The sequence below is a fragment of the Nioella sp. genome (assembly GCF_965215655.1).
In the GTDB taxonomy this organism is placed as follows: domain Bacteria; phylum Pseudomonadota; class Alphaproteobacteria; order Rhodobacterales; family Rhodobacteraceae; genus Nioella.
In genome coordinates this window covers 2463316-2487220 of the sequence record NZ_OZ244111.1, presented here as the reverse complement: position 1 = coordinate 2487220, position 23905 = coordinate 2463316, and the positions used below count along the sequence as shown (strand labels likewise).

At 64.4% G+C, this 23905-nt stretch carries 26 protein-coding genes; 19 read left to right on the top strand and 7 right to left on the bottom strand.

From position 1 onward, the window contains the following. Positions 1–4 precede the first annotated feature (4 nt). From fdhD to nadC, 5 genes are all read left to right on the top strand, one after another. On the top strand, positions 5–817 hold the full coding sequence (fdhD, locus tag ACOOEX_RS12435; protein WP_420398370.1) for a formate dehydrogenase accessory sulfurtransferase FdhD: 813 nt from the start codon (positions 5–7) through the stop codon (positions 815–817). Continuing rightward, on the top strand, positions 807–1010 hold the full coding sequence (locus ACOOEX_RS12430) for a formate dehydrogenase subunit delta (RefSeq protein ID WP_071691427.1): 204 nt from the start codon (positions 807–809) through the stop codon (positions 1008–1010). Before fdhD ends, ACOOEX_RS12430 begins: the two co-directional genes overlap by 11 nt. A 146-nt stretch (positions 1011–1156) precedes the next feature. Further along, entirely contained in the window at positions 1157–2209 is a 1053-nt protein-coding gene (gene nadA / locus ACOOEX_RS12425) for a quinolinate synthase NadA (protein WP_420395122.1), read from the top strand. 4 nt (positions 2210–2213) lie between these two features. Beyond that, positions 2214–3770 carry an L-aspartate oxidase gene (locus ACOOEX_RS12420; RefSeq protein WP_420395121.1) on the top strand — a complete coding sequence of 519 codons (1557 nt, stop codon included), beginning with the start codon at positions 2214–2216 and terminating at the stop codon, positions 3768–3770. After that, the gene (nadC, locus tag ACOOEX_RS12415) at positions 3770–4618 is read left to right on the top strand and encodes a carboxylating nicotinate-nucleotide diphosphorylase (protein WP_420395120.1); all 849 of its coding nucleotides are present in this window, start codon (positions 3770–3772) and stop codon (positions 4616–4618) included. Before ACOOEX_RS12420 ends, nadC begins: the two co-directional genes overlap by 1 nt. 93 nt (positions 4619–4711) lie before the next feature. Here nadC and ACOOEX_RS12410 read toward each other — a convergent pair whose 3' ends face one another. Continuing rightward, entirely contained in the window at positions 4712–5653 is a 942-nt protein-coding gene (locus ACOOEX_RS12410) for a formylglycine-generating enzyme family protein (RefSeq protein WP_420395119.1), read from the bottom strand. A gap of 68 nt (positions 5654–5721) precedes the next feature. Further along, positions 5722–6189: a MarR family winged helix-turn-helix transcriptional regulator gene (locus tag ACOOEX_RS12405; protein WP_420395118.1), complete on the bottom strand. Its 468-nt coding sequence runs from the start codon at positions 6187–6189 to the stop codon at positions 5722–5724. Positions 6190–6295: 106 nt separating this feature from the next. Here ACOOEX_RS12405 and ACOOEX_RS12400 point away from each other — a divergent pair, with 106 nt between their 5' ends. The 14 genes from ACOOEX_RS12400 (at position 6296) to ACOOEX_RS12335 (ending at position 20269) form a co-directional block, all read left to right on the top strand. Beyond that, the gene (locus ACOOEX_RS12400; RefSeq protein ID WP_420395117.1) at positions 6296–7333 is read left to right on the top strand and encodes a cupin domain-containing protein; all 1038 of its coding nucleotides are present in this window, start codon (positions 6296–6298) and stop codon (positions 7331–7333) included. Next, entirely contained in the window at positions 7330–8028 is a 699-nt protein-coding gene (locus tag ACOOEX_RS12395; protein ID WP_420395116.1) for a fumarylacetoacetate hydrolase family protein, read from the top strand. The genes ACOOEX_RS12400 and ACOOEX_RS12395 overlap by 4 nt, the downstream gene beginning before the upstream one ends. After that, positions 8025–8675, top strand: a complete 651-nt coding sequence (gene maiA / locus ACOOEX_RS12390) for a maleylacetoacetate isomerase (RefSeq protein ID WP_420395115.1) — start codon at positions 8025–8027, stop codon at positions 8673–8675. The genes ACOOEX_RS12395 and maiA overlap by 4 nt, the downstream gene beginning before the upstream one ends. A gap of 108 nt (positions 8676–8783) precedes the next feature. Then, entirely contained in the window at positions 8784–10004 is a 1221-nt protein-coding gene (locus ACOOEX_RS12385) for a 3-hydroxybenzoate 6-monooxygenase (protein WP_420395114.1), read from the top strand. Positions 10005–10218: 214 nt separating this feature from the next. Continuing rightward, a complete protein-coding gene (locus ACOOEX_RS12380; protein ID WP_071691436.1) occupies positions 10219–11268 on the top strand; it encodes a TRAP transporter substrate-binding protein in 1050 nt (349 codons plus the stop codon). A 68-nt stretch (positions 11269–11336) separates the two neighbouring features. Then, on the top strand, positions 11337–11921 hold the full coding sequence (locus ACOOEX_RS12375; RefSeq protein WP_420395113.1) for a TRAP transporter small permease: 585 nt from the start codon (positions 11337–11339) through the stop codon (positions 11919–11921). A 2-nt stretch (positions 11922–11923) separates the two neighbouring features. Continuing rightward, positions 11924–13414, top strand: a complete 1491-nt coding sequence (locus ACOOEX_RS12370; RefSeq protein ID WP_420398369.1) for a TRAP transporter large permease — start codon at positions 11924–11926, stop codon at positions 13412–13414. Positions 13415–13511: 97 nt separating this feature from the next. After that, complete coding sequence (locus tag ACOOEX_RS12365) at positions 13512–14276, top strand: SDR family NAD(P)-dependent oxidoreductase (protein WP_420395112.1); 765 nt, start codon at positions 13512–13514, stop codon at positions 14274–14276. Between the two features lie 12 nt (positions 14277–14288). Beyond that, positions 14289–15053 carry a crotonase/enoyl-CoA hydratase family protein gene (locus tag ACOOEX_RS12360; protein ID WP_420395111.1) on the top strand — a complete coding sequence of 255 codons (765 nt, stop codon included), beginning with the start codon at positions 14289–14291 and terminating at the stop codon, positions 15051–15053. A 4-nt stretch (positions 15054–15057) separates the two neighbouring features. Next, a complete protein-coding gene (locus ACOOEX_RS12355) occupies positions 15058–15531 on the top strand; it encodes a MarR family winged helix-turn-helix transcriptional regulator (protein ID WP_420395110.1) in 474 nt (157 codons plus the stop codon). Between the two features lie 5 nt (positions 15532–15536). Continuing rightward, positions 15537–17354: a feruloyl-CoA synthase gene (locus ACOOEX_RS12350; RefSeq protein ID WP_420395109.1), complete on the top strand. Its 1818-nt coding sequence runs from the start codon at positions 15537–15539 to the stop codon at positions 17352–17354. 13 nt (positions 17355–17367) lie between these two features. Continuing rightward, positions 17368–18240 carry an amidohydrolase family protein gene (locus ACOOEX_RS12345; protein WP_420395108.1) on the top strand — a complete coding sequence of 291 codons (873 nt, stop codon included), beginning with the start codon at positions 17368–17370 and terminating at the stop codon, positions 18238–18240. Continuing rightward, a complete protein-coding gene (locus ACOOEX_RS12340; RefSeq protein ID WP_420395107.1) occupies positions 18237–18695 on the top strand; it encodes a DUF3237 domain-containing protein in 459 nt (152 codons plus the stop codon). Before ACOOEX_RS12345 ends, ACOOEX_RS12340 begins: the two co-directional genes overlap by 4 nt. A gap of 5 nt (positions 18696–18700) precedes the next feature. Further along, positions 18701–20269: an acyl-CoA dehydrogenase family protein gene (locus tag ACOOEX_RS12335; RefSeq protein ID WP_420395106.1), complete on the top strand. Its 1569-nt coding sequence runs from the start codon at positions 18701–18703 to the stop codon at positions 20267–20269. A 191-nt stretch (positions 20270–20460) separates the two neighbouring features. On the opposite strand, the gene ACOOEX_RS12330 is transcribed toward ACOOEX_RS12335, so the two are convergent. From ACOOEX_RS12330 to pcaD, 5 genes are read right to left on the bottom strand one after another with little or no spacing between them, the layout of a single operon-like run. Further along, positions 20461–21300, bottom strand: a complete 840-nt coding sequence (locus ACOOEX_RS12330) for a 3-keto-5-aminohexanoate cleavage protein (protein ID WP_420395105.1) — start codon at positions 21298–21300, stop codon at positions 20461–20463. A gap of 56 nt (positions 21301–21356) precedes the next feature. Further along, positions 21357–21977, bottom strand: coding sequence for a protocatechuate 3,4-dioxygenase subunit alpha (gene pcaG, locus ACOOEX_RS12325; protein WP_420395104.1), 621 nt, complete (start codon positions 21975–21977; stop codon positions 21357–21359). Next, on the bottom strand, positions 21977–22705 hold the full coding sequence (gene pcaH, locus ACOOEX_RS12320; protein WP_420395103.1) for a protocatechuate 3,4-dioxygenase subunit beta: 729 nt from the start codon (positions 22703–22705) through the stop codon (positions 21977–21979). Before pcaH ends, pcaG begins: the two co-directional genes overlap by 1 nt. Before the next feature lie 48 nt (positions 22706–22753). After that, positions 22754–23131, bottom strand: a complete 378-nt coding sequence (gene pcaC / locus ACOOEX_RS12315; protein ID WP_420395102.1) for a 4-carboxymuconolactone decarboxylase — start codon at positions 23129–23131, stop codon at positions 22754–22756. Continuing rightward, on the bottom strand, positions 23124–23900 hold the full coding sequence (pcaD, locus tag ACOOEX_RS12310) for a 3-oxoadipate enol-lactonase (protein ID WP_420395101.1): 777 nt from the start codon (positions 23898–23900) through the stop codon (positions 23124–23126). Before pcaD ends, pcaC begins: the two co-directional genes overlap by 8 nt. Positions 23901–23905: the final 5 nt, after the last annotated feature.

Sequence of the window (23905 nt, the reverse complement as noted above, 5' to 3'; positions counted from 1 at the left end):
GGCGCTGCCTCTGTCACGGTCCTTGCCGGGCCTCTCGGTGCAGGCGGACGGGCAACTATCCGTCCGTCGCAACCTGCCCGAAGAGGTGCCGGTCGCGGTGGTGTTCGATGGCACCACCCAGGCCGTGATGATGGCCAGCCCCGGTGACATCGCCGATTTCGCTCATGGCTTTGCCCTGTCCGAAGGCTTCATCGAGACGCTCGACCAGATCGAGGAGTTCGAGGTGGTGGAGCACGAGGTGGGGATCGAGGCCCGCTTCTGGCTAACCGGCGAGCGGTCCAAGGCTCTGGAAACCCGCCGTCGCAAGATGGCCGGTCCCGTGGGCTGTGGCCTCTGCGGCATCGACAGCCTGGAGGAAGCCTCCCGCGCGTTGCCCACAGTCACCGCCGATCCACGTTTCGCCGCCTGCGAGGTGGCCCACGCCACGGATGAGTTGCGCGCGAACCAACCGCTTCACGATCAGACCCGCGCCGTTCACGCGGCGGGGTTCCTGCTGCCGGGGCAGGGGATCGTCCTGGCGCGCGAGGACGTTGGCCGCCACAACGCGCTCGACAAGCTCATCGGCGCGCTGGCGCGGCAGGGCATCGACCCGGCAACCGGTGCCTTCGTCATGACCAGCCGCGTGTCGGTGGAACTGATCCAGAAGGCGGCCATTGCCGGATGCCCGGTGCTGATCGCCGTGTCCGCCCCCACGGCACATGCCCTTCGCCTTGCCGATCAGGCAGGCATCACCATCGCCGCCTTCGCCCGTGGTGGCGGCTTTGATCTCTATTCCCATCCGCATCGCATCATTCCCGAGGCCCAAGATGTCCCCTGAAAAAATGGTCACCATGGCCAATCAGATCGCCACCTTCTTCAAGTCCCAGCCCGGCACCGATCAGGCGGACCGGATCGCCGCGCATCTGAGCGATTTCTGGGACCCGCGCATGCGCGCGCAGCTGCAGGCCTATGTCTCCGAAGGTGGCAAGGGGCTCGATGCGCTGGTGCTGGACGCGGCGCAGAAGATCTGACATTTTCGCTGCCTATCGGCATCAAATTATCCTTTTTGGGGCGCAGGTTAGCCTCATTGGCCCTTGCAATGGCTTGAAGCTGCCCACACGTCATGACAGAAGACGCCACCCGATCCGTGCAGGGGGTCGTCACCTGGAGGGCTGAGATGCTCGATATTACTGCCATGCGCGAAAACCTGTCAGAGGTTTACGATCTCGCGCCCAATGCAGACCTGGCCGAGGAACTGGCCCCGATCTATGCCAAGATGGACCGCGTGGTGACCCCAGTGGACTGGGTGCGTCATGCGCCATACGTGGCCGCAATCAACCGGTTGAAGCGCGAGCGGAACGCGGTGATCCTCGCGCACAACTACATGACGCCCGACATCTATCACGGGATTTCCGATTTCGTCGGCGACAGCCTGCAACTGGCGATGGAAGCACAGCGCACCGATGCCGAGGTGATCGTGCAATGCGGCGTGCATTTCATGGCCGAGACGTCGAAAATCCTCAGCCCAGAAAAGCGCGTGCTGATGCCGGATATGGAGGCGGGGTGTTCTCTGGCGGAATCGATCACCGCCGAGGGCATTGCCCAGATGCGGGCAAAATATCCCGGCGCGCCGGTCGTGTCCTATGTGAACACCACGGCCGAGGTGAAAGCCGCCTCCGACATATGCTGTACGTCCTCGAACGCCGCGCAGATCGTGGCCGCGATGGACAGCGACACCGTGATCATGACCCCCGACCAGTATCTGGCCCAGAACGTCGCCCGCGACGTGCCGCAAAAGAACGTGGTCTGGTGGGAAGGGTCGTGCATCGTGCACGAGCAGTTCACCGCGGAAGACATCAAGGACTTCCGCGAATGGAACCCCGGCACCCGCATCATCGCGCATCCCGAATGCCCGCCATCGGTGGTGGACGCGTCGGATTTCTCCGGCTCCACCAAGGGCATTATCGACTACGTGTCGCGCGAAAAGCCCAAAAACGCGATGCTGCTGACGGAATGCTCCATGGCCTCCAACATCGCGGACGCGCTGCCAGAGGTCGAGTTCGTCGGCCCCTGCAACATGTGCCCCTATATGAAGAAGATCACGCTGGAAAAGGTGCTCTGGTCGCTGCACACGATGTCGCCAGAGGTGCATGTGGATGAAGAGATCGCCGCGAAGGCGCGTCTCGCCGTCCAGCGGATGATCGACCTTTCCCGCGAATTGGGGATCTGAAGCGGTGATCCGCACCGACCGTATCGTCATCGTGGGCGCGGGCCTTGGCGCGCTCTACGCGGCCTTGGAATTGGCCCCGCGCCCGGTCTTGATGATCTCGCCCGAGGCTTTGGGCGACGGGGCCTCCAGTGCATGGGCACAAGGCGGGGTGGCCGCCGCGATGGCTGCGAGTGACAGCCCCGAGGCCCATGCGGATGACACGGTGAAAGCCGGGGCAGGGACCGTAGATGCCGAGGTTGCCGCCATGGTGACCCGCGTGGCGCGCGACCATATCCTCGACCTGACCGAGCTTGGCACCCCCTTCGACCGTGACGGAAGGGGCGGCTATGTCATGAGCCGCGAAGCCGCCCATTCCGCCGCCCGCGTGGTGCGGGTGCAGGGCGATCAGGCCGGCAGGCAGATCATGGAAACGCTGATTGCGGCGCTGCGGGACACGCCGTCTGCGCAGGTGATCGAGGGGGCCTTGGCCACCCGGCTGGAAACCGACGGCGACCGCGTCACCGGCGTCTGGATCACCTCTGCCGAGCGGGCAACCGGCGACGTTCTGATAGAGGCCCCCGCCGTGCTGCTGGCCGGTGGCGGTTCGGGCGGGCTCTACGCCCACACCACCAACCCGCCGCGCATTCGCGGGCAGGTGATCGGCATGGCCGCTCGCGCCGGGGCGCTGATGGCCGACCCGGAATTCGTGCAGTTCCACCCGACCGGTTTTGATATTGGCGAGGACCCCGCGCCACTGGCGACCGAGGCCCTGCGCGGCGAAGGCGCGACGCTGATCAACAAGGCGGGCGAGCGCTTCATGCTCAACGTACACCCCGATGCCGAACTGGCCCCACGCGATATCGTCGCGCGTGCGATCTTTGCCGAGACCCAGGCCGGGAACCGCCCGATGCTGGACACGCGCGCGGCGCTCGGGGCGCGGGTGCTGACCATGTTCCCTTCGGTCGCCGAAACCTGTGCCCGCGCCGGGATCGACCCGGTTGTGGAGCCGATCCCGGTCGCGGTGGCCGCCCATTACCACATGGGCGGAATCGCGGCCGATCAGCATGGCCGTACCAGTTTGCAAGGGCTTTGGGTTTGTGGTGAGGCGTCGTCGACCGGTCTGCATGGCGCGAACCGGCTGGCTTCGAACGGTCTGCTGGAGGCCTTGGTCTACGCGCGCAATGCCGCCGGTGATATCGCCCAGACCCTGCCACTGACCGAAGCTGCGCCCGTGGACGTCAGTTTCCCCGATGGCGGCAGCATCCCCGACCCGGATGCCGTCACCGAGCTGCGCCAGACCATGACCGCCGATGTTGGTGTGCGTCGCACCGCCGAGGGGTTGAAAGCGGCCCTTGCCACCATCGCCCGGCTGGAGGCGGACCACGCGCACGATCCGTCCTTCCTCAACATGACTGCCACCGCCACGCTCATTGCCGCCGCTGCGCTGACACGGGAGGAAAGCCGGGGCGGACACTGGCGCGACGATTTTCCGGCGCCCAACCCCGATCTCGCACATCGCACCCTGATCCACCTGCCGGATGCCCTCGCAATCCGGGCCGCCGCCGCAAAGGATGCCTCGTAATGCAGCATGCCGACCTGCCCGACCTGATCCTGGAACCGCTGGTGCGCGCCGCGCTGATGGAAGACCTCGGCACCTATGGCGATGTGACCACGCGCGCCGTGATCCCGGCGGGCGTGACCTATGACGCCCGGCTGAATGCGCGGGCAGAGGGCGTCGTGTCCGGCATGCAGATCGCGCGGCTGGCCTTTCACCTTGTCGACCCGATGCTGGAGGTGAAGGTGCTGCGCCCCGACGGCTCGCCCTGCGCTCCCGGCGACACGCTGATGACCATCAAGGGCAGCGCCGCGTCGATCCTGTCGGGCGAGCGGGTGGCTCTGAACTTCGCGGGCCGCCTGTCGGGGATCGCGACGCTGACAGCGCAGTTCGTCAAGGAAACAGACGGCACCGCGACGCGCATCACCTGCACGCGCAAGACCACGCCGGGGCTGCGCATCGTCGAAAAACAGGCGGTGCTGCATGGGGGGGGCTTCAATCACCGCTTCAGCCTGTCGGACGCCATTCTTGTAAAAGATAACCACATCGCGGCCGCGGGTGGCGTGCGCGCGGTGCTGCGGGCGGCGAAGGCCCACGCGTCGCATATGATGCGGGTGGAGATCGAGGTGGATACGCTCGACCAACTGGCCGAGGTGCTGGACGAGGGCGGGGCTGATGTGGTGCTGCTGGACAACATGGACACGCCGACATTGCGTGAGGCGGTGAAGATGGTTGCAGGCCGCGTGGTCACCGAGGCGTCTGGCAACATGACGCTCGGGCGCATCGCGGAGGTCGCGGAAACAGGGGTGGACTTCATTTCTTCCGGTGCGCTTACCCATTCCGCCAAGACCCTGGATCTCGGTCTCGATTTCTGACCGCCGGGGACGCAGAGAAAAGTTTTCCAGAAAACTTTTCGAATGCGCGCGAGTCTGGCGGAAAAATCTTCCGGTAGATTTTTCTCGCTCCGGTCAGATGTCGTAAACCAACCGGAACCCCTGGTGTGGCGTTGCCGTATCCGGCGCATTCCCATGACGCGCCGCGATCCGGTATCGGTAGCAATAGGAGATATGACAGAGGAACGAGCCGCCCTTTTGCAGCTTGTAGCCGTCCTTGCCCCGATGTGCCGCCTGTGTCGCCTTCTTGAGCGACTTCACCCGAAACGGCTCTGCCGTCCATTCCCACACATTGCCGACCATGTTGAACAGACCATAGCCATTGGGCTCAAAGGATCGGGCAGGCGCGGTCGCGATGAACCCGTCGGCCCCGGTGTTGTGGTGCGGGAACTGACCCTGCCAGATGTTGCAGGGCAGGAAATTCGTATCGTCCGGTTCCTCATCCCCCCAGGGAAAGCGCACATCGCCAAGCCCGCCGCGCGCGGCGTGTTCCCATTCGGCCTCGCTCGGCAGCCGTCCACCCGCCCAGATGGCAAAGGCCTGCGCGTCAATCCAGCTGACCTGCACGACCGGGTGATCGTCGTGATAGGCCTCTGGCACCAGCGGCCCATGGGGCAGCCGCCAATTGGCCCCATCGACCATGCGCCACCATTCGGTGCCGACGACCCCTTGTGTGGGCGGCGCGTTGGGCGGCAGAAAGCTGAAGAAGACGAAGGAATTGCCGAAGCGCTCGGCCTCCGTGACATATCCGGTTTCGGCCACGAACCGGGCGAAACGGGCATTGGTGACGGTGGTGGCGTCGATGGCGAAGGGCTTGACCCGTTTGCGCTTTATCGGGCTTTCCCCGTCCATGGGCAGACCGGGGCGGGCCGTGCCCACCAATGCGGTGCCGCCGGGAATCGGGATCGCCTCGGCCTTGCCGCTGTCCCCGGTGCCGGGCGTCATGGCCGGGGCAGGGGGCACATCGCTGTCTCGGGCCGGGGTGCAGCAGGATTTGGGCATATCAGGGTCAGTCATCCGGGTCGTCATCCATTGCTACCCGACGTCATGGCGGGAAAGCGGGGGCGCGTCCAGCCCTGCACATCCTAGCGCTTGTCACGAGGAGCCAGCGGTGCACGGCTCTTATCATTTCCTGCGTCCGTGGTCTTTTTCAGGAGGGCCAGCATCTGCGCGGTCTCGACCTCGTCGAGCCCCGAGAGGATATCCCCCTGCAGATCCCGCACCACGGGCCGCACGCGCGCCAGCAAGTCATGCCCGGCCTGTGTGACCGTCAGAACCCGCGCACGGCGGTCCCTGGGGCTGACCTGGCGCGCGACGAACCCCTTCTGCTCCAGCCGGTCGATCACGCCGCCAAGCGTCGTCTGGTCATAGGCAATCGCCCCCGCAAGTGCGGCCTGCGCGATGCCCGGACGGGCGTCGATCGCCGACAGGGCCGCGAATTGCACCGGGGTCAGCTCCACCCCTTCGGCCGCCATTCGGTCCGCGAAGACCGCCACCGAGATCTGGTTCAGCCTGCGCACCAGATGGCCCGCCATGTTGTAGATCTCGACCATGTCCGGCCTCCCCCCGTGTCCGTCACAGGATAGGCAATTGCAGGTCCCGTTGACAAGCATGCTAATAATCAGCATGCTTAGTATATCGAATCCAAGGGAGGACGCCATGGGCGAGCAATTGGGCACTTTGGAAGAGCTGCCGCAGGACTATCGTGATGACATGACGGCAGCGGGGGTTGCACCGCTCTGGCCGATGATGCGCAACGTGTTGCCCCATGGCGCCCCCAACCCGGTGACCAGGTCGGGCCACTGGAATTACGACGCGATCCGCCCCCTGCTGCTGCGCGCGGGCGAGCTGACGCCGGTCGAAAAAGCCGAACGTCGGGTTTTGGTCCTCTCCGATCCCGGTCGCGGGGCGGGGGCGATGCAGGCGACCTCCTCGATCTATCTGGGGCTGCAACTGCTGTTGCCGGGGGAAACCGCGCCGGCCCATGTGCACACGCCCTCAGCCGTTCGGATCGTGGTGGAAGGCAAGGGTGGCTATACCGTCGTGGACGGGGAAAAGCTGCCGATGGAGGAGGGCGATCTGGTGCTGACCCCCGGTGGCGAATGGCATGATCATGGACATGAAGGAACCGAACCCGTGGTCTGGCTCGACGCGCTCGACCTGCCGCTTTTCGTCTATCTCGAAGGCTCCTACGCCACCGAAGGCCCGCTTCAGGCGCAGCGCAATCGCCCGGATGCCAGCCAGGTGGAATATCTGTCTTCCGGTCTTGCGCCGAGCCGCAAACTAGGCGCAGGCGCACGCCGCTACCCGATGATGCGCTACCCCTGGGGCCGGACCGAGGCCGCGCTGAATGAAATGGCCGCCTATACGGACGGCGACTGCGCGGAACTGGACTATGTGAACCCCGAAACCGGTGCCGACGTGTTGCCCACCATGGGCTTCACCGCCATGCGGATCGGGGCGGGCCAGCGCCATGCGCCGCCGCTGCGGTCGTCTTCTGCGGCCTTCCATGTGGTGAAGGGGCGGGGCAAAACCACCATCAATGGCGAAACCATCGAGTGGGGTCCGAAAGATACCTTCACCGCACCGGTCTTTGCCGAAATCACCCATGAAGCGGGGGAAGACGCCTATCTGGTGCGCGTCCATGACCGCCCGCTTCAGGAAAAGCTAGGTTACTACGAGGAACGCGCGCGATGACCGACTATCTGTTCGACACCCCCAAAGTGCAGTCCATCCCCGTCAATGGCGAAGCCGCCGAATACCCGGTGCACCGCATCTTCTGCGTGGGGCGTAACTATGCCGCGCACGCCGCCGAAATGGGGGTGGAGGTCGACCGCGAGGCGCCCTTCTACTTCACCAAGTCGCCGCAAGCGGTGCTGGCCAGCGGGTCGACCCTGCCGTATCCGCCGGGGACCGAGAACTTTCATTATGAAATGGAACTGGTGCTGGTCATCGGCAAACCCGTCTTCCGCGCCTCGGTCGAAGAGGCGGCGGGCGCGATCTATGCCTATGGCTGCGGTCTCGACATGACGCGCCGCGACCTTCAACTGGCAGCCCGTGCCAAGCAGCGGCCCTGGGATCTGGGTAAGGATGTGGAGGGCTCTGCCGTGCTGACCGGTTTGACCAAGGCCGAGGAGATGGGCGCGATCGGCCCGCAACGTATCCACCTGGAGGTGAATGGCGAAGTCCGGCAGGATGCGACCCTGAATGATCTGATCCATGGCGTGGCCGAGATCGTGGCGGACCTGTCGAAGTTCTACCACCTCGCTCCCGGTGACGTGATCATGACCGGCACGCCCGCAGGCGTCGGCCCCGTGGTGGCGGGCGATGTCATCACCGGCGGCGTGGACGGGCTCGAGCCGATTTCGTTGACCATCGGCGAACCGGAATGATCCATGTCCACGGATATTTCCGCAGTTCCTCTGCCTACCGGTTGCGTATCGCGCTGAACCTCAAAGGCGTGGCGCATGACTTTACCTCGGTGCATCTGCGCCGGGGCGGGGGGGAGCAGAAACGCCCCGAGTTCCGCGCGCTGAACCCGCAGGCGCTGGTGCCCGCGCTGGAGGCGGACGGGCTGGTGTTGACGCAATCGCTGGCCATCGTGGAATGGCTGGATGAGACCTATCCCGATCCCGCGCTGATGCCATCGAACAAGGATCTGCGCGCGCAGGTCCGGGGTTTTGCGCAGGTCATCGCCTGTGATGTGCATCCTCTGCAAAACCTGCGGGTTCTGGACTATCTGGAACAGCAATTCGGGGCCGATCAGGCGGTGAAAGACGCCTGGTGCCAGCGCTGGATCGCGGATGGGCTGGAGGCATGCGAGGCGCTGTTGGCCAAACAGACCCACGGCGGGGATTTCTGCTTTGGCGATACGCCGGGGCTGGCCGATATCTGTCTTGTCCCGCAGGTCTTTTCGGCGGCGCGGTTCAAGGTCGATATCAGCCATCTGACACGGGTGAACGCGGTCCATGACGCCTGTCAGGCGCTGCCCGCCTTCGCCGACGCGGCCCCCGGCCTGCAACCCGACGCGGAGCCGTAAGGCCCTGTAATAGATCACATCAGTTTCCCGAAACGGAAACCATCTCGCCCAAAGTGTCAATTTACTTGGGCGAACCGGAAAGTCATGCTTCGAGAGGGAGTGCGAGAAATGGCACAAGACAGGATCATCATCGCCGGTGGCGGCATTGGCGGGCTGGCGACGGCCATTGGGCTGGCGCAGAAGGGCATTCGTTCTCTGGTGCTGGAAAAGGCCCCGGAACTGGGAGAGATCGGCGCAGGCATCCAGCTTGGCCCCAATGCGTTCCACGCTTTCGATTACCTGGGCGTTGGTGACGCGGCCCGCAATATGGCGGTCTATATCGACAACCTGCGCCTGATGGATGCGATCAGCGGCAATGAGATCACCCGCATCCCTCTGGACGATGCCTTCCGCACCCGCTTCGGCAACCCTTACGCGGTGGTGCATCGGGGCGATCTGCACGGGGTTTTCCTGCGGGCCTGTATCGAGCACGATCTGGTCGAGCTGCGCACCAATGCGGGCGTTGCCGATTATGAACAGGATGAGAGCAGCGCCACCGCGATCCTTGAAAACGGCGAACGGGTGACGGGCAGCGCTTTGATTGGCGCGGACGGGCTCTGGTCCAACATCCGCAAACGGGTGGTGGGCGACGGCAAACCCCGCGTCTCGGGCCACACCACCTATCGCAGCGTCATCCCGGTCGAGGACATGCCGGAGGATCTGCGCTGGAACGCGGCGACGCTTTGGGCCGGGCCGAAATGCCATATCGTGCATTACCCGTTGTCGGGCTGGAAGCTCTTTAACCTCGTGGTGACCTATCACAACGACGCGCCGGAGCCTGTGGCGGGTAAACCCGTGTCCCATGACGAGGTGCGCCGGGGCTTCGAGCATGTGAACCCGGTCGCCCGGCAGATCATCGAGAAGGGCAGGGACTGGAAGCTCTGGGTGCTCTGCGACCGCGATCCGGTGATGAACTGGCAGGACGGGCGCGTGGTGCTGCTTGGCGATGCGGCCCACCCGCAGCTGCAATACTTCGCGCAAGGCGCCTGCATGGCGATGGAAGACGCCGTGGCGCTGGCCCACCAGATGGAGGCCTGTTCCGGCGACGCCACCCGCGCGTTCCCCGCCTATCAGGAGATGCGCCGTCTGCGCACCGCCCGCATCCAACTGCAATCGCGCGAGATCGGGGATCACATCTACCACGCCTCGGGGGCGCATGCGGAACTGCGCAACGCGGTGATGAGCGCCCGCAGCCCCGAGGAATGGTACGACATGATTGCCTGGCTTTATGGCTCCACCGGGCTGGATGGAGCAGTGTCATCGGAAACCTTGCGCAACAGGAGTGCATAATACCCGTTGCATGGGACAGAAAATTAGGTTACCGAACGGTTGGTCGTTTTATTTGAAACGAAATCGGGGGAGCAAATGCGCCGATAAGAATGATATCGACAAGAATAGTTATGTTGTATATCTAAATCGGTGGAGGAAGACCTGTTCAAGATAGAATCATGTGTATCCGCGCCAAATTGCGGCTACGCTTCGGTCAAAAGGGAGGAAACCGATAATGACCATCACCCGTCGTAACCTGATGAAGACCACCGGCGCCGCCGGCATGGCCGTGATCGGCGCGACCGTTCTGCCGAAGGCAGCGCGCGCCAATGAATTCACCCTGCGCCTGCACCAGTTCCTGCCCGCGCAGGCCAACATCCCCGCGCAGGTGCTGGACCCGTGGGCCGATGCCATCGAGGAACAGTCCGGCGGCCGCATCACCGTGGAACGCTACCCCTCCATGCAGCTTGGTGGCACGCCCCCCGATCTGATCGACCAAGCCATCGACGGCATTGCCGATGTGGTCTGGACCGTGGCGGGTTACACCCCCGGCCGTTTCCCGCGCACCGAGGTGTTCGAACTGCCCTTCATGATGACCAGCGCAGGGCCGACCAGCCGCGCCTATTGGACCATGGCCGAGCGCCACATGATGGACGCCGATTTCGCAGCCTTCAAGCCGATCGCCGTCTGGGTCCATGGCCCCGGCCTGATCCACTCCGCCGACCCGATCCGCACCCCTGCGGACCTGAACGGCGTCAAACTGCGCGCGCCGACCCGCGTGACCAACGCCATGTTCTCGAACCTTGGCGCCACCACCGTCGGCATGCCGGTTCCGGCGATCCCGGAAGCGCTGTCGCGTGGCGTGGTCGACGCGACCGTCATCCCGTGGGAGGTCGTGGGCATCCTGCGCGTTCAGGAACTGGTGGAGAACCACACCATCTTCCCGAATGCCTCGCTCTACACCACCTCGTTCATCTTCGGCATGAATCAGGCGTCCTATGACGCGCTGCCTGCTGACCTTCAGGCGGTGATCGACGCCAATTCCGGGGCGGACACCTCCGAATGGGCCGGTCGCACCATGCAGGAGTTCGACGAACCCTCGCGCATGGCCGCCGAAGACCGTGGCAACAACATCATCGAACTGACCGAAGACGAGGTAAACATGTGGCGCGAAGCGGCACAGCCCACCATCGACAACTGGGTTGCCGAGATGGACGAAGCCGGCATGGACGGCACCGGCCTTCTGGCCGAGGCCCGCGCGCTGATCGCGGAATACAGCGCCTGATCGAACCGGCCCCCGTATGCCTGAAGGCACGCGGGGGCCGTATTCTATCTGCAAAGATGGGGGGTGAGATGCCCAATCTGGTGGACCGGCTGGCCCGTGGCATGGCCGTTCTCGGTGGAATGATCCTGACCGTTCTGGTGATCCTCGTTTTCGTCAGCGTCCTTGGGCGAGGGCTGAACACGTTCGGCAATTCCGACTGGCTGACCGGCGTCGCGGGCGGCTTTGCCGAGTGGCTGATCGGCACCGGTGTCGGCCCCATCGAAGGGGATTTCGAGGTTGTCGAATCCGGCATCGCCTTCGTGATCTTCTGTTTCCTGCCCATCTGCCAGCTCTATGGCGGCCACGCGGCGGTGGATGTCTTCACCTCGCTGATGCCCACGGGCGTCAACAAGTTCCTCCAGACTCTGTGGGAAGTGGTTCTGACGGGCGTTCTGATCCTGATCACCGTGCAGCTTTTTGAAGGCATGATGGACAAGTACAATAACGGGCAGACCTCGTTCCTGCTGCAATACCCGGTCTGGTGGGCCTATGCCGCCAGCCTCGTCGCGGCCATCGTGACCTCTCTGGTCGGCCTCTACTGCGCCGTGGCCCGCGTGATCGAGCTGTTCAGCGGCCGCGCCATTCTTCCTGGCTCCGGGGGGGCGGTCCATTGACGATGTTCGAGCTTGGGGCCTGGTCCTTCCCCGTCCTGCTTCTGCTGATCTTCCTGCGCATGCCCATTGGCCTTGCGATGTTCCTTGCGGGCGTTGGCGGGCTGTGGATGGCCACCGGTGATACGTCGATGTTCATGGCGCGGCTGAAGACGGAAACCTTCACCACCTTTTCCAGCTATTCGCTGTCCATCGTGCCGATGTTCCTGCTGATGGGGCAGTTCGCGACACTTTCGGGTATGTCTACCTCGCTGTTCAAGGCCGCTGAGAGCTGGCTTGGCCACCGCAAGGGCGGGGTTGCCATGGCCTCTGTCGGGGCCTGCGCGGGCTTTGGCGCGATCTGCGGCTCGTCGCTGGCCACCGCCGCCACCATGGGCCGCGTGGCTTTGCCCGAGCTCAAGCGCTACGGCTATTCCGGTGGCTTCTCTACCGCCACTCTGGCGGCGGGCGGCACGCTTGGCATCCTGATCCCGCCGTCTGTGATCCTGGTGATCTACGCGATTCTGACCGAACAGAACATCGCCTCGCTCTTCCTCGCGGCGCTGGTGCCCGGCATCCTCGCGGCGCTTGGCTATATCCTGACGATCTCGATCTATGTGCGGGTGAACCCCAAGGCGGCAGGCACCCGCCCGCCCGTGCCCATGGCCGAGCGCATTCGTGCGATGCTGGATGTCTGGCCGGTGATCCTGGTCTTCGGCCTTGTTGTGGGCGGCATCTATCTGGGCTGGTTCACACCGACCGAGGGCGCGTCCGTCGGGGCGTTTGGCACCGGGCTGATTGCCTTCTTCAACGGCACGCTCACGTGGAAAGTGTTCAAGGAAAGCATCATCGCCACCGCCATCGGCACCGCGATGATCTTCTTCATCGTGCTTGGCGCGCATCTCTATAACGGCTTCCTCGCCCTCAGCCAGGTGCCGCAGACCCTGTCGGAGTTTGTGTTGGCGCAGGGCTTCTCGCCTTGGATGATCCTCGCGCTGATCCTGATCTTCTACCTCGTCTTCGGCTGCCTGATGGATTCGCTGTCGATGATCCTTCTGACAATCCCGATCTTCTTCCCGGTCATTTCGGTGCTGGATTTCGGCCTTGTCGATATGATCGGCTTGCAAACCGTCCGGCTGGAGGCGGCCATAGCCCAAGGACTGGATGCGGCGCCAGAGTTGATACGACAGGCGCAGGATCTGCTGGCCGCTGGCACCGAACTGACCCGCGATCAGTTCCGTGAATTGGGCATGCGCCCGGTCACCGAATACCAGCTGGAAGACGTGGCCACGACCAGAACCGCGATCTGGTTCGGCATCCTCGTGCTGATCGTGGTCGAGGTCGGGCTGATCACGCCGCCCGTCGGTATGAACCTCTTCATCATCAACGCGATGGACCGGGAAACGCCGATGGTCGAGACCTACAAGGCGGTGATGTATTTCGTTACCTCTGATCTGGTGCGCGTGGTGATTTTGGTGCTGTTCCCGGCGATCACGCTGTTTTTGCTGCCGCTTTAGGCGGTTTCGACCCCCGGTGCCCTGGTGCCGGGGGTTCTTGCGTCACATATCGTTATGTGAAATAACTATTATGGAACGAAAGAGAAAGGCAACGCCCATGCGCATTCTGGATCAGGTGGCCATCGTCACAGGTGGCGGATCGGGCCTCGGGGCCGCGACGGCGCGGCATCTGGCGGGGCATGGGGCGAAGGTCGCGATCTTCGACTATGACGGCGCGCGGGCCGAGGCTGTCGCGGCAGAGATCGGCGGCATCGCCGTGCATCTGGACGTGGGCGACGAACCCGCCGTCGGCGCGGCGGTGGAGCAGGTGGCGGAGACATTCGGCCAGGCGGCGCGCATCGCGGTCAACTGCGCGGGCGTCGGCATGGCCGCCCGGATCGTGGGGCGCGAGGGCAAGATGTCTTTCGACGTCTTTGAACGCACCCTGCGGGTCAACCTTTTCGGCACCTACAACGTGATGAGCCACGCGGCCCGACTGATGTCGGAGCTTGAGCCGACCGAAACGGGCGAACGGGGCGTGATCGTCAACACCGCCTCTGTCGCTTATCAGGATGGGCAGTTGGGTCAGGCGGCCTATGCGGCCTCCAAGGGGGCGATTGCCGCCATGTGCCTGCCCGCCGCACGGGAATTTGCCAAGCAGGGCATCCGCGTCATGGCCATCGCGCCGGGGCTTTTCCACACCCCGATGATGGAGGGCCTGCCCAAAGAGGTCACCGCCCAGATCACCGCGAATATCCCGTTCCCGGCACGGCTCGGCCAGCCGCAGGAATATGCGCTCATGGCCGCGCAGATCATCGAAAATCCCTATCTGAACGGCACCACGATCCGCCTTGACGGCGCGGTCCGGCTGCCCCCGCGCTGAAAGATCCCCCCAATGTCCGACATTCTGAAGATCGAGATCGAGGACGGCATCGCCACCCTCACCATGAACCGCCCCGGCAAGCGCAACGCCATGTGCGATGAGCTGCTTCACGCCATCGACGCCTTTTTTACCAAGCCGCCCGAGGGGGTGAAAGTGGCAATCCTGACCGGCGTGGAAGGGCATTATTGCTCCGGGCTCGACCTGTCGGAGCATCAGCAGCGCGATGCCGAAGGCACCATGCGTCATTCGCGCGGCTGGCACGCGATCATGGACAAGATCCAGTATGGCGGGCTGCCGGTGGTCTCGGCCATGTTCGGCGCGGTGATCGGCGGCGGGCTGGAATTGGCGACCTCGACCCATGTGCGGATTGCAGAGCCTTCGACGATCTTCCAACTGCCCGAAGGCAAACGCGGCATTTATGTGGGGGGCGGCGCGTCCGTGCGCGTCGGGCGCATCCTCGGTGCCGACCGGATGGTCGAGATGATGCTGACGGGCCGCAAATACGGCGCGGAGGAGGGGCTGGCGCTTGGCCTCACCCATTACAGCGTCGGTGAAGGCGAGGCGCTGCCGATGGCGCGAAAACTGGCCAAGCAGATCGCGTCTAACGCGCCGCTGTCCAACTACATCATGATCCAGGCGATTTCCCGCATCGAGGACATGGCCAAGGCCGACGGGCTGTTCACCGAAAGCCTCTGCGCGGCGCTGACCCAGACAAGCCCCCACGCGCTCGAAGGGCTTCAGGCCTTCCTGCAAAAACGCGACCCGAAATTCGGATAAGGCCATGAGCAAGCCCAACCCCGCCCCACCCGTCATTACCCACGTATCCGACGCCACCCTGCGCGGCTTCGTCGGCTACCACATGAAGCGTGCTTTCAACGTGGTGCAGGCCGATCTTGCCGCGACGCTGAAACCCTTTGACCTGCGCATGATCACCTATTCGGCGCTGGTTCTGATCGTGGACAATCCCGGCCTGCGCCAGTCGCAACTGGCGGATGCGATGGATATCGAGCGGCCCAACCTTGTCGTCATCATCGACGAATTGGAACGCCGCGACCTGATCCTGCGAGAGAAAGTCCCGACCGACCGGCGCGCCTATGCGCTGGTGCCCACATTGGCCGGGCGGCAACTTTGCGCGCGCGCCATCGAGGCGGTGAAATCCCATGAGGCGCGGCTGCTGCAAGGGGTGGGCATGACCGAATACGCGCAGGTGCTGGACGTTCTGCGCCGGATCGAAGCCAAAGGCACAAAGGAATGACCGCCATGAAGCGCACAACCGATTTCCTGCCCCATGCCGTGACGCGCACCACCCGGCCCGACGGGTCGATCCTGTTGCATTCCGACATCTCGCTTGGGCCGGTGATGCGGCGCACGGGCGACTGGCTGCACCGTTGGGCGATCGAGGCTCCGGACCGGGTGTTCCTTGCCGAACGCAGCGGTGCGGGCTGGCGGACCGTGACCTATCGCGAGGCGCTGCAAATGGTGCGAGCGTTGGCCGAGAGCCTGCTGGCGCGGGGGCTGGACCAGGATAGCCCGATCATGATCCTGTCGGGCAACGGCATCGACCACGGGCTGTTGTCGCTTGCGGGACAATATGCAGGCATCCCCACGGTGCCGGTGGCCGAGCAATATTCGCTGATCCATGGCGCCCATGGCCGGTTGCGCCACGCGGTCGAACTTGTCCGCCCCGCCATGGCCTATGCCGTGGACGCCGCCCACTATGGCGAGGCGTTGGACCTCGACTGTTTCGACGGGGTGGAGATTGTCGCAAGCCACACCCATGGCCGCCCCGGCGTGACGGCGTTCGAGACGCTGTTGCAGGGTGATGACAGCACCGATATCGACGCCGCCTTCGACGCGGTGACACCCGCGACCGTGGCCAAGATCCTGATGACCTCGGGCTCCACCTCCTCTCCCAAGGGGGTGCTGACCACTCAAGGGATGATGTGCGTGAACCAGACCCAACTGGCCGACGCCCTGCCGATGCTGCGCGCCCGCCCGCCGCGCATCGTGGATTGGTTGCCGTGGAACCATGTCTTCGGTGGCTCGCACAACTTCAACATGATGCTGGCGAATGGCGGATCGCTCTATATCGACGACGGCAAGCCGGTGCCGGGGCTGTTCGAGCGGACGGTGGAAAACCTTGGCCTCGTGACCGGAACGCTCAGCTTCAACGTACCCGTGGGCTACGGGATGCTGCTCAAGGCGTTGAAGGCGGACGCAGACCTGCGTCGCCGGTTCTTCGAGGATCTCGACCTCATCTTCTACGCCGGTGCCTCGCTTCCTCAGGAGGTCTGGCAAGGCTTCGAGGCGATGGCGATGGAAGTGAAAGGCGAGGTGCCGCTGATCACCACCAGTTGGGGCCTCACGGAAACCGCGCCCGCCGTGATGCTGCAACATGAACCGATTGACCGGTCTGGCGTCGTCGGCGTGCCGCTGCCGGGCTGCACTGTGAAACTGCTGCCCGACGCTGACATGCGCTGCGAGGTGCGGGTGAAGGGCCCCAACGTGATGCCCGGCTATCTGGATGCGCCGGAGAAGACGTCGGAGGCGTTCGATGAGGACGGCTTCTTCATCACCGGCGACGCGATGGTGTTTGTCGATCCCGACGACCCCAACAAGGGCCTGAAGTTCGACGGGCGCATTTCCGAGGATTTCAAACTTCTCACCGGCACCTGGGTGCGCGCGGCGCAGCTTCGTATCGACATGCTGGCCTGCCTGTCGCCACTTGCCGCCGATCTGGTGATCACCGGTGCCGACCGCGACGAGATCGGCGTGATGATCTTCCCCAACATGGGCGAGCTGAAATCCGAGGGCTTCTCGGATGCGGCGGAGGCTGGCGCGCTGTCCGATCCCGCTTTGCTTGGCGAGATCCACCGACGCCTTGCAGAACGTGCCCGCGAGTTCAGCGGCAGTTCCACCCGCATCGCCCGCGCCATCGTTCTGGCCGAACCGCCCTCGATGCCCGAAGGCGAAATGACCGCCAAGGGCAACCTCAATTTCCGCAAGGTGCTGACCCGGCGGGCCGATCTGCTGGCCCGGCTTTACGCGGACAGCGACGCTTGCGTCACCACGATCTGAAAAGGCCAAACCCATGGTAGACCTGACGAAAATCCGCGCCATCGACATCCACACCCATGCCGAGGAACCCTGCGGTTGCCACGCCGATGACGGCTATGACGACTTGCAGGCGACCATGGCGCAGTATTTCCGCGCCCCATGGCAACACCCGCCGACCGTGCCGGAAACGGCCCAACACTACCGTGAACAAAACATCGCCGCGGTGATCTTCCCCGTCGATGCCGAACGCGAAACCGGATATCGGCGCTACAAGAACGAGGAGGTGGCGGAGCTTGCGGCGGAAAACAGCGACGTGCTGATCCCCTTTGCCTCCATCGACCCGTGGAAGGGCAAGATGGGCGTGCGCGAGGCGCGACGCCTGATGCGCGACTTCGGCATCAAGGGGTTCAAGTTTCACCCCACGATGCAGGGTTTTTATCCCAATGACCGCATGGCCTATGCGCTCTACGAGGCGATCGAGGAGGAAGGCGGCATCGCGCTTTTCCACACCGGGCAGACCGGGGTGGGCAGCGGCATGCCCGGCGGCAACGGGATGCGGCTGAAATACTCCAATCCGATGTATATGGATGACGTGGCGGTCGACTTCCCCGACCTCAGGATCATCCTCGCGCACCCCTCCTTCCCCTGGCAGGAGGAGGCGCTCGCCGTCGCGCAGCACAAGCCCAATGTCTATATCGACCTGTCGGGCTGGTCGCCCAAGTATTTCCCCGAGATTCTGGTGAAATACTGCAACTCGATCCTTAGGAAGAAGGTGCTCTTCGGCTCCGACTGGCCAATGATCACGCCCGAACGCTGGCTGTCGGATTTCGAGAAGATTGCCATCAAGGACGAGTTGCGCCCCGACATCATCAAGGGCAATGCCGCGCGGCTTCTGGGGCTGGAATGATGGAGGCCCCGCGCCTGACGCCCTTCTGCACGCTTCATGTGCAGCTTGGCCCCCTGCGGGAAATGGGGCCGGGCCGCGCCGGGCAGCGGCGGATCATTCCCATTGTTGGCGGTACGGTCACTGGGCGCATCGAAGGCGATATCCTCAGTCTCGGCGCCGACTGGCAGACCATCTTTGCCGACGGGGCCGCCGATATCGACACGCGCTACGCGATGGAAACCGAGGATGGCGCGCTGATCGAGATCGTCAACAGGGGCGTGCGGCATGGCCCGCCCGAGGTGATGGCGCGCCTTGCGCGCGGCGAGGCGGTGGACCCCGCCGAGTATTACTTCCGCACCACCGCAAGGCTGGAAAGCGGCAACCCGCGCTATCAATGGGTCAATCACCTGATCCTGGTGGGCCGGGGTGCGCGTGGCACGTCTGGCGTGGAAATGCATCTTTTCGCCGTGGAGTAACCCCGATGAAACCCTTCGCCGCCCCATTGGACGATATCCTCTTCACGCTGACCCATGTGGCGGACGCGGACAGCATCCCCGACTGGGATGCCGACATGGCGCGCGAGATCGGGGCCCATTTCGCCGCCTTCGCGGAAGGAGAAATCGCACCCCTCGATGAACCGGGCGACCGGCAGGGCTGCCGGCTGGAAAACGGCCGCGTGCGGATGCCCGATGGCTTCGCCGGGGTCTACCGCGCCTATGCCGAGCAGGGTTGGCCCGGCCTGACCGCGCCCGAGGAATATGGCGGGCAGGGCATGGGGGCGCTGATGCTGGCGATCACCTCCGAGATCTTTTCCGGGGCCAATCACAGCTTGCAGATGGTCACGGGCCTTGTCCCCGGCGCGGTGCGCGTGCTGACCCGCTTCGGCACCGACGACCAGCAGGCCCGCCATATCCCGGGGCTGGCAAGCGGACAGACACTCGCCACCATGTGCCTGACGGAACCGGGCGCGGGCTCGGACCTCAGCCGCATCCGCTGCCGGGCCGTGCAGACGGGCGATACCTGGCAGATCAGCGGCGAGAAAATCTTCATCTCCGGCGGCGATCAGGACCTGAGCGCGCGCATCCTGCATCTCGTCCTTGCCCGCACGTCTGACAACGGGGTGAAGGGCTTGTCGCTGTTCCTCTGCCCTTGCACCAAGGCCGACGGGACCCGCAACACCGTCACCGTGACCCGGATCGAGGAAAAGATGGGTCTCCACGCCTCGCCCACCTGCCAGCTGGCCTTCGACGGGGCCGAGGCCGAGCTGATCGGGGCCGAGGGGCAGGGGCTGGCCGCCATGTTTACCATGATGAATCACGCCCGCGCCGACGTGGCGCTGCAAGGCGTGGCCCATGCCGCCCGTGCCCATGATGTGGCAAGCCATTACGCCGCCGAACGCCAGCAGGGCCGCAAAGCCGATGGCAGCCCCGCGACGCTCGCTGATCATGCCGATGTGCAGCGCATCCTGACCGAGATCGACGCGCTGGCCATGGGTGGCCGCGCGGTCTGCCACCTGGCCTGCGTGGCGATGGAACGGGGCGATGCGCCCGACCTTGTGGAGTTCCTGACCCCCGTGGCCAAGGTCGCCTGCACCGAGGCCGGCATGCGCGCCGCCGAACTGGGGATGCAAGTGCTTGGCGGCTATGGCTACCTGTCCGAATACCGGCTGGAACAGACCTATCGCGATGCGCGCATTACCGCGATCTACGAGGGTGCGAATGGCATTCATGAACGGATGCTGGCCACGCGGCTTTTGACCGGTGCGCCGGGGGCAGCGTTTGACGCCTTCCTGCAAGGCGAGGATCACGCCGGGCTGCTGCCGCTCTGGCAGCGCGCCCGCGCGTCTTTGCAAGTGGCAGAGGATCCGACCCCACAGGCCCATGATGTCATGGCGCTCACGATCCAGACGCTTTTGGCCGCGCTCTACGCCCGGATCGCGAATGCCGCGGATCGGCACCCCGACCCCGTGCGGATCGCGCGGCTGGCCGAGGACGGGATTCGCACCGCTCGCTGCTTTGCCCCTGCGCATGCCGCGAGGCTGGGGCTCTGACCCTTTCAGCTTGGTGAAAATACCTCGGGGGAGTCGCCGACAGGCGACGGGGGCAGAGCCCCCTTCCTGACCAGAATCGCGGCCCGTAAGGGCCGCGCGGGTCGACGTGCCGAAGGCACGGCGAAATCGTGGTTTCATCTGCACGGGGGGTGTACAGGGGGTGTACGGGGGGTGTACGCGTGGCGCCCCCTTTAATGCGCCGGTGCAGCCAGCCCCAAAATCGCCCGCGCCTGCTGCCAGCTGGCCACCGGACGCTCATATTTCTCACACAGCTCCACCGCCCGCGCGACAAGGGCCGCGTTCGACGGGGCCAGCCGCTCGCGGTCGAGCCGCATGTTGTCCTCCAGCCCGGTGCGCGCGTGACCACCCTCTGCGATGGCCCACTCATTCACCACGATCTGGTTGGGCCCGATCCCGGCGGCGCACCATGGAGCATCCTCGCCAAAGAGCCGCTTCACGGTGCGGATGTAGAAGTCGAACACCTCCCGATCCACCGGCATCGCGTTCTTCACGCCCATGACGAATTGCACATAGGGCGTGCCTTGCAGCTCGCCCCGGTCCTGCATCAGCTTGGCCTGGAAAATATGCGACAGATCAAAGGCTTCTATCTCGGGCTTCACGTTATACTTTATCATCTCCGAGGCCAGCCAGGCGACCAGATCGGGCGGGTTTTCATAGACCCGCGTGGGGAAGTTGTTCGACCCCACTGACAGCGAGGCCATGTCGGGGCGCAGCGGCAGCATCCCGCCACGGGCCTGCCCCGCGCCGGACCGGCCGCCGGTCGAGAGCTGCACGATCATGCCGGGGCAATGCGTGTGCAGCCCTTCCATCAGGCGCCCGAATTTCTCCGGGTCGCTGGTGGTCGTCCCGTCATCATTCCTGACATGGCAATGAGCAATGGACGCGCCCGCCTCGAACGCCTCCTGCGTGCTTTCGATCTGTTCCTCGACCGTGATCGGCACCGCGGGATTGTTGGCCTTGGTGGGGACCGATCCGGTGATCGCCACGCAGATGATGCAAGGGTTTGACATGTCGTGTTTTTCCATTCTGAAAGGCCCGCCGATCCTGCCGCCGGGCCGGGCATTCGTCAAATGTCGAAGAAGACGGTTTCTTCCTCGCCCTGCAGCCTGATGTCGAACCGATAGACCGTTTGCCCGTCGCGTTCCGTGCGCTTGGCAATCAGCGTTGCCCGGCGGCGTTCCCATTCGATCAGGTTCAGAACCGGGTCGGCAGCGTTCGCCTCTGCCTCATCGTCGAAATAGAGCCGCGTATTCAGCCCGATATTGATGCCGCGCGCCACGATCCACAGGTTGATATGCGGCGCTTGCGTTCCGACATTGCGGCCCCTTGTGCGGCCCGGCTTGACGGTGTCGAACGCCCATTCGCCGGTGGCGAAATCGGTGATCACGCGACCCCAACCGCGAAAGCCCTCTTCCACCTCGCCGCCGCCTTCGGGATGCGCATAGATGCCATCGGCATTGGCCTGCCAGGCTTCCAGCAGCACATCCTTGACCGGGCTGCCGGTGCCGTCGATCACGATGCCCTCGACGCGGATGCGTTCGCCCCTAGCATTGGGTCCGGCGATGTCCCAGCCCAGTTCCTGCCGGTAGATGTCAAAGCCCGCCGCGCCGGGGGCAAGCCCGATATGGACATAGGGACCAGCGGTCTGAGAGGCGGTTTCCTTCAGGTAATCAAGCGATTGGGTCATCAGTTCCCCTCCAGCCGGTTTTCAAACATCGTTGAGCGGCGTCCGCGCAGCACGATATCGAACTTGTAGGCGATGCTGTCGAGCGGGATCGTCGCATTCTTGTCGAGCGCCGCGATCAACTGGCCGATGGCGGCCTTGTCGCGGATGGTGTTGACGATGGGGCAGGTGGCAATCAGCGGGTCGCCCTCGAAATACATCTGGGTGATCAGCCGCTGTGCGAAAGCGTGCCCGAAGATTGACAGGTGGATATGTGCCGGCCGCCAGTCATTTACCCAGTTGCGCCACGGGTAGGCGCCGGGCTTGACCGTGCGGAAGAAGTAGTAGCCGTTTTCATCCGTCAGGGTCCGTCCGCAGCCGCCGAAATTGGGGTCGATGGGCGCAAGATAGGTGTCCTTCTTGTGTCGATAGCGCCCGCCCGCATTGGCCTGCCAGACCTCGACCAGCGTGTTCGGCACGGGGCGACCGTTTTCATCCAGCACCCGGCCATGGACGATGATCCGTTCCCCGATGGGGCTTTGACCCGGCTGTGCGTAGTTCTTGATCAGGTCGTTATCGAGCGGGTCCACATCGTTGTGGCCGAAGGTCGGGCCGGTGATCTCGGAAACCGAGTTCTGCAGCGAGATCAGCGAATATTGCGGGCTGCGCGTGACGCTGGTCTTGTAGTCCTTGTCATAGGCGGGGGGATGCCACATCCGGTCCCGCTGATAGTATTCGCCTGGCTTGGTCATTGCGGCGCTCCTCCTTCAAGGCTGGGAAATATCGCGCGTTTCCCGGGATTAGTCTTGTTCCATGTCGGCATAGGTCTGCTTGGCCAGTTTCAGCGCGTGATTGGCACGCGGCACACCGGCATAGATGGCGACATGCTGGAAGGCTTCCAGAACGTCCTGCTTGCTGGCCCCGGTTCGCGCGGTGGCGCGGATATGCATCGGGATTTCCTCGAAATTCCCAAGGGCGGCCAGCAGGGCGAGGGTCAGCATCGAGCGTTCCCGGTCGCTGATCCCGTCCGACGCCCAGACCGTACCCCAAGCCCCTTCGGTGATGAGCGTCTGGAAGGGCTCGTCAAATTCGGTCTTGGCGGCCTCGGCCCGGTCCACATGGGCATCGCCCAGGATCTTGCGGCGCACGCTCATGCCGGTTTCAAAACGCTCAGACATGGGCGTGCTCCTTCAGGAAATCGGTCAGCAGGACGGCATAGGCGGCGGGGTCCTCGACACAAGGCAGGTGGCCCGCGCCGTCGATAACCTCGAAACGGCTGCCCGCGATCATCTCGGCGGTTCCTCGCACAAGATCGGGTGGGCTGGCCCCGTCTTCGCTGCCCGCGATGGCCAGCGTGGGCAGGGTCAGGGTGTTCGTGCTCTCTGACAGGTCGGCCCCGGCGATGGCATGGCAGCAGCCGATATAGCCCTCTGCCGGGGTGCGTGTCAGCATGTTGCGCCATGCGGTCAGCTCGGGCCGCGCGAGGAAGGCAGGCGAGAACCAGCGCTCCATCACCGCATCGGCCAGCGCCTCGATCCCGCCCGCAAGGATCGCGTCGATGCGGGTTTGCCACATGGCCGCATCGCCCATCTTCGCGGCGGTATTGGACAAGACCAGTGCGCGGATCAGGTCGGGCCGGCGCGCGGCAAGCCCCTGGCCGATCATGCCGCCGATGGACAGTCCCACGAAGAGGCAATCGGATATGCCCAACCCATCCAGCAGCGCCTCGGCGTCACTGACCAGATCGTCCATCGCGTAAGGGGCAGAGGGGCAGTCCGACAGCCCATGCCCGCGCTTGTCGAAGCGGATGATCCGCAGGCCAGAGGGCAGAAGCGATAGAATCTGATCCCACAACCGCAGGTCGGTCCCGAGCGAATTGGCGAAGACCAGCGGCAGCCCCGCCGGGTCGCCATCCTCGCGCCAGTTCAGTTTGACGCCATTTGCCATGAGGA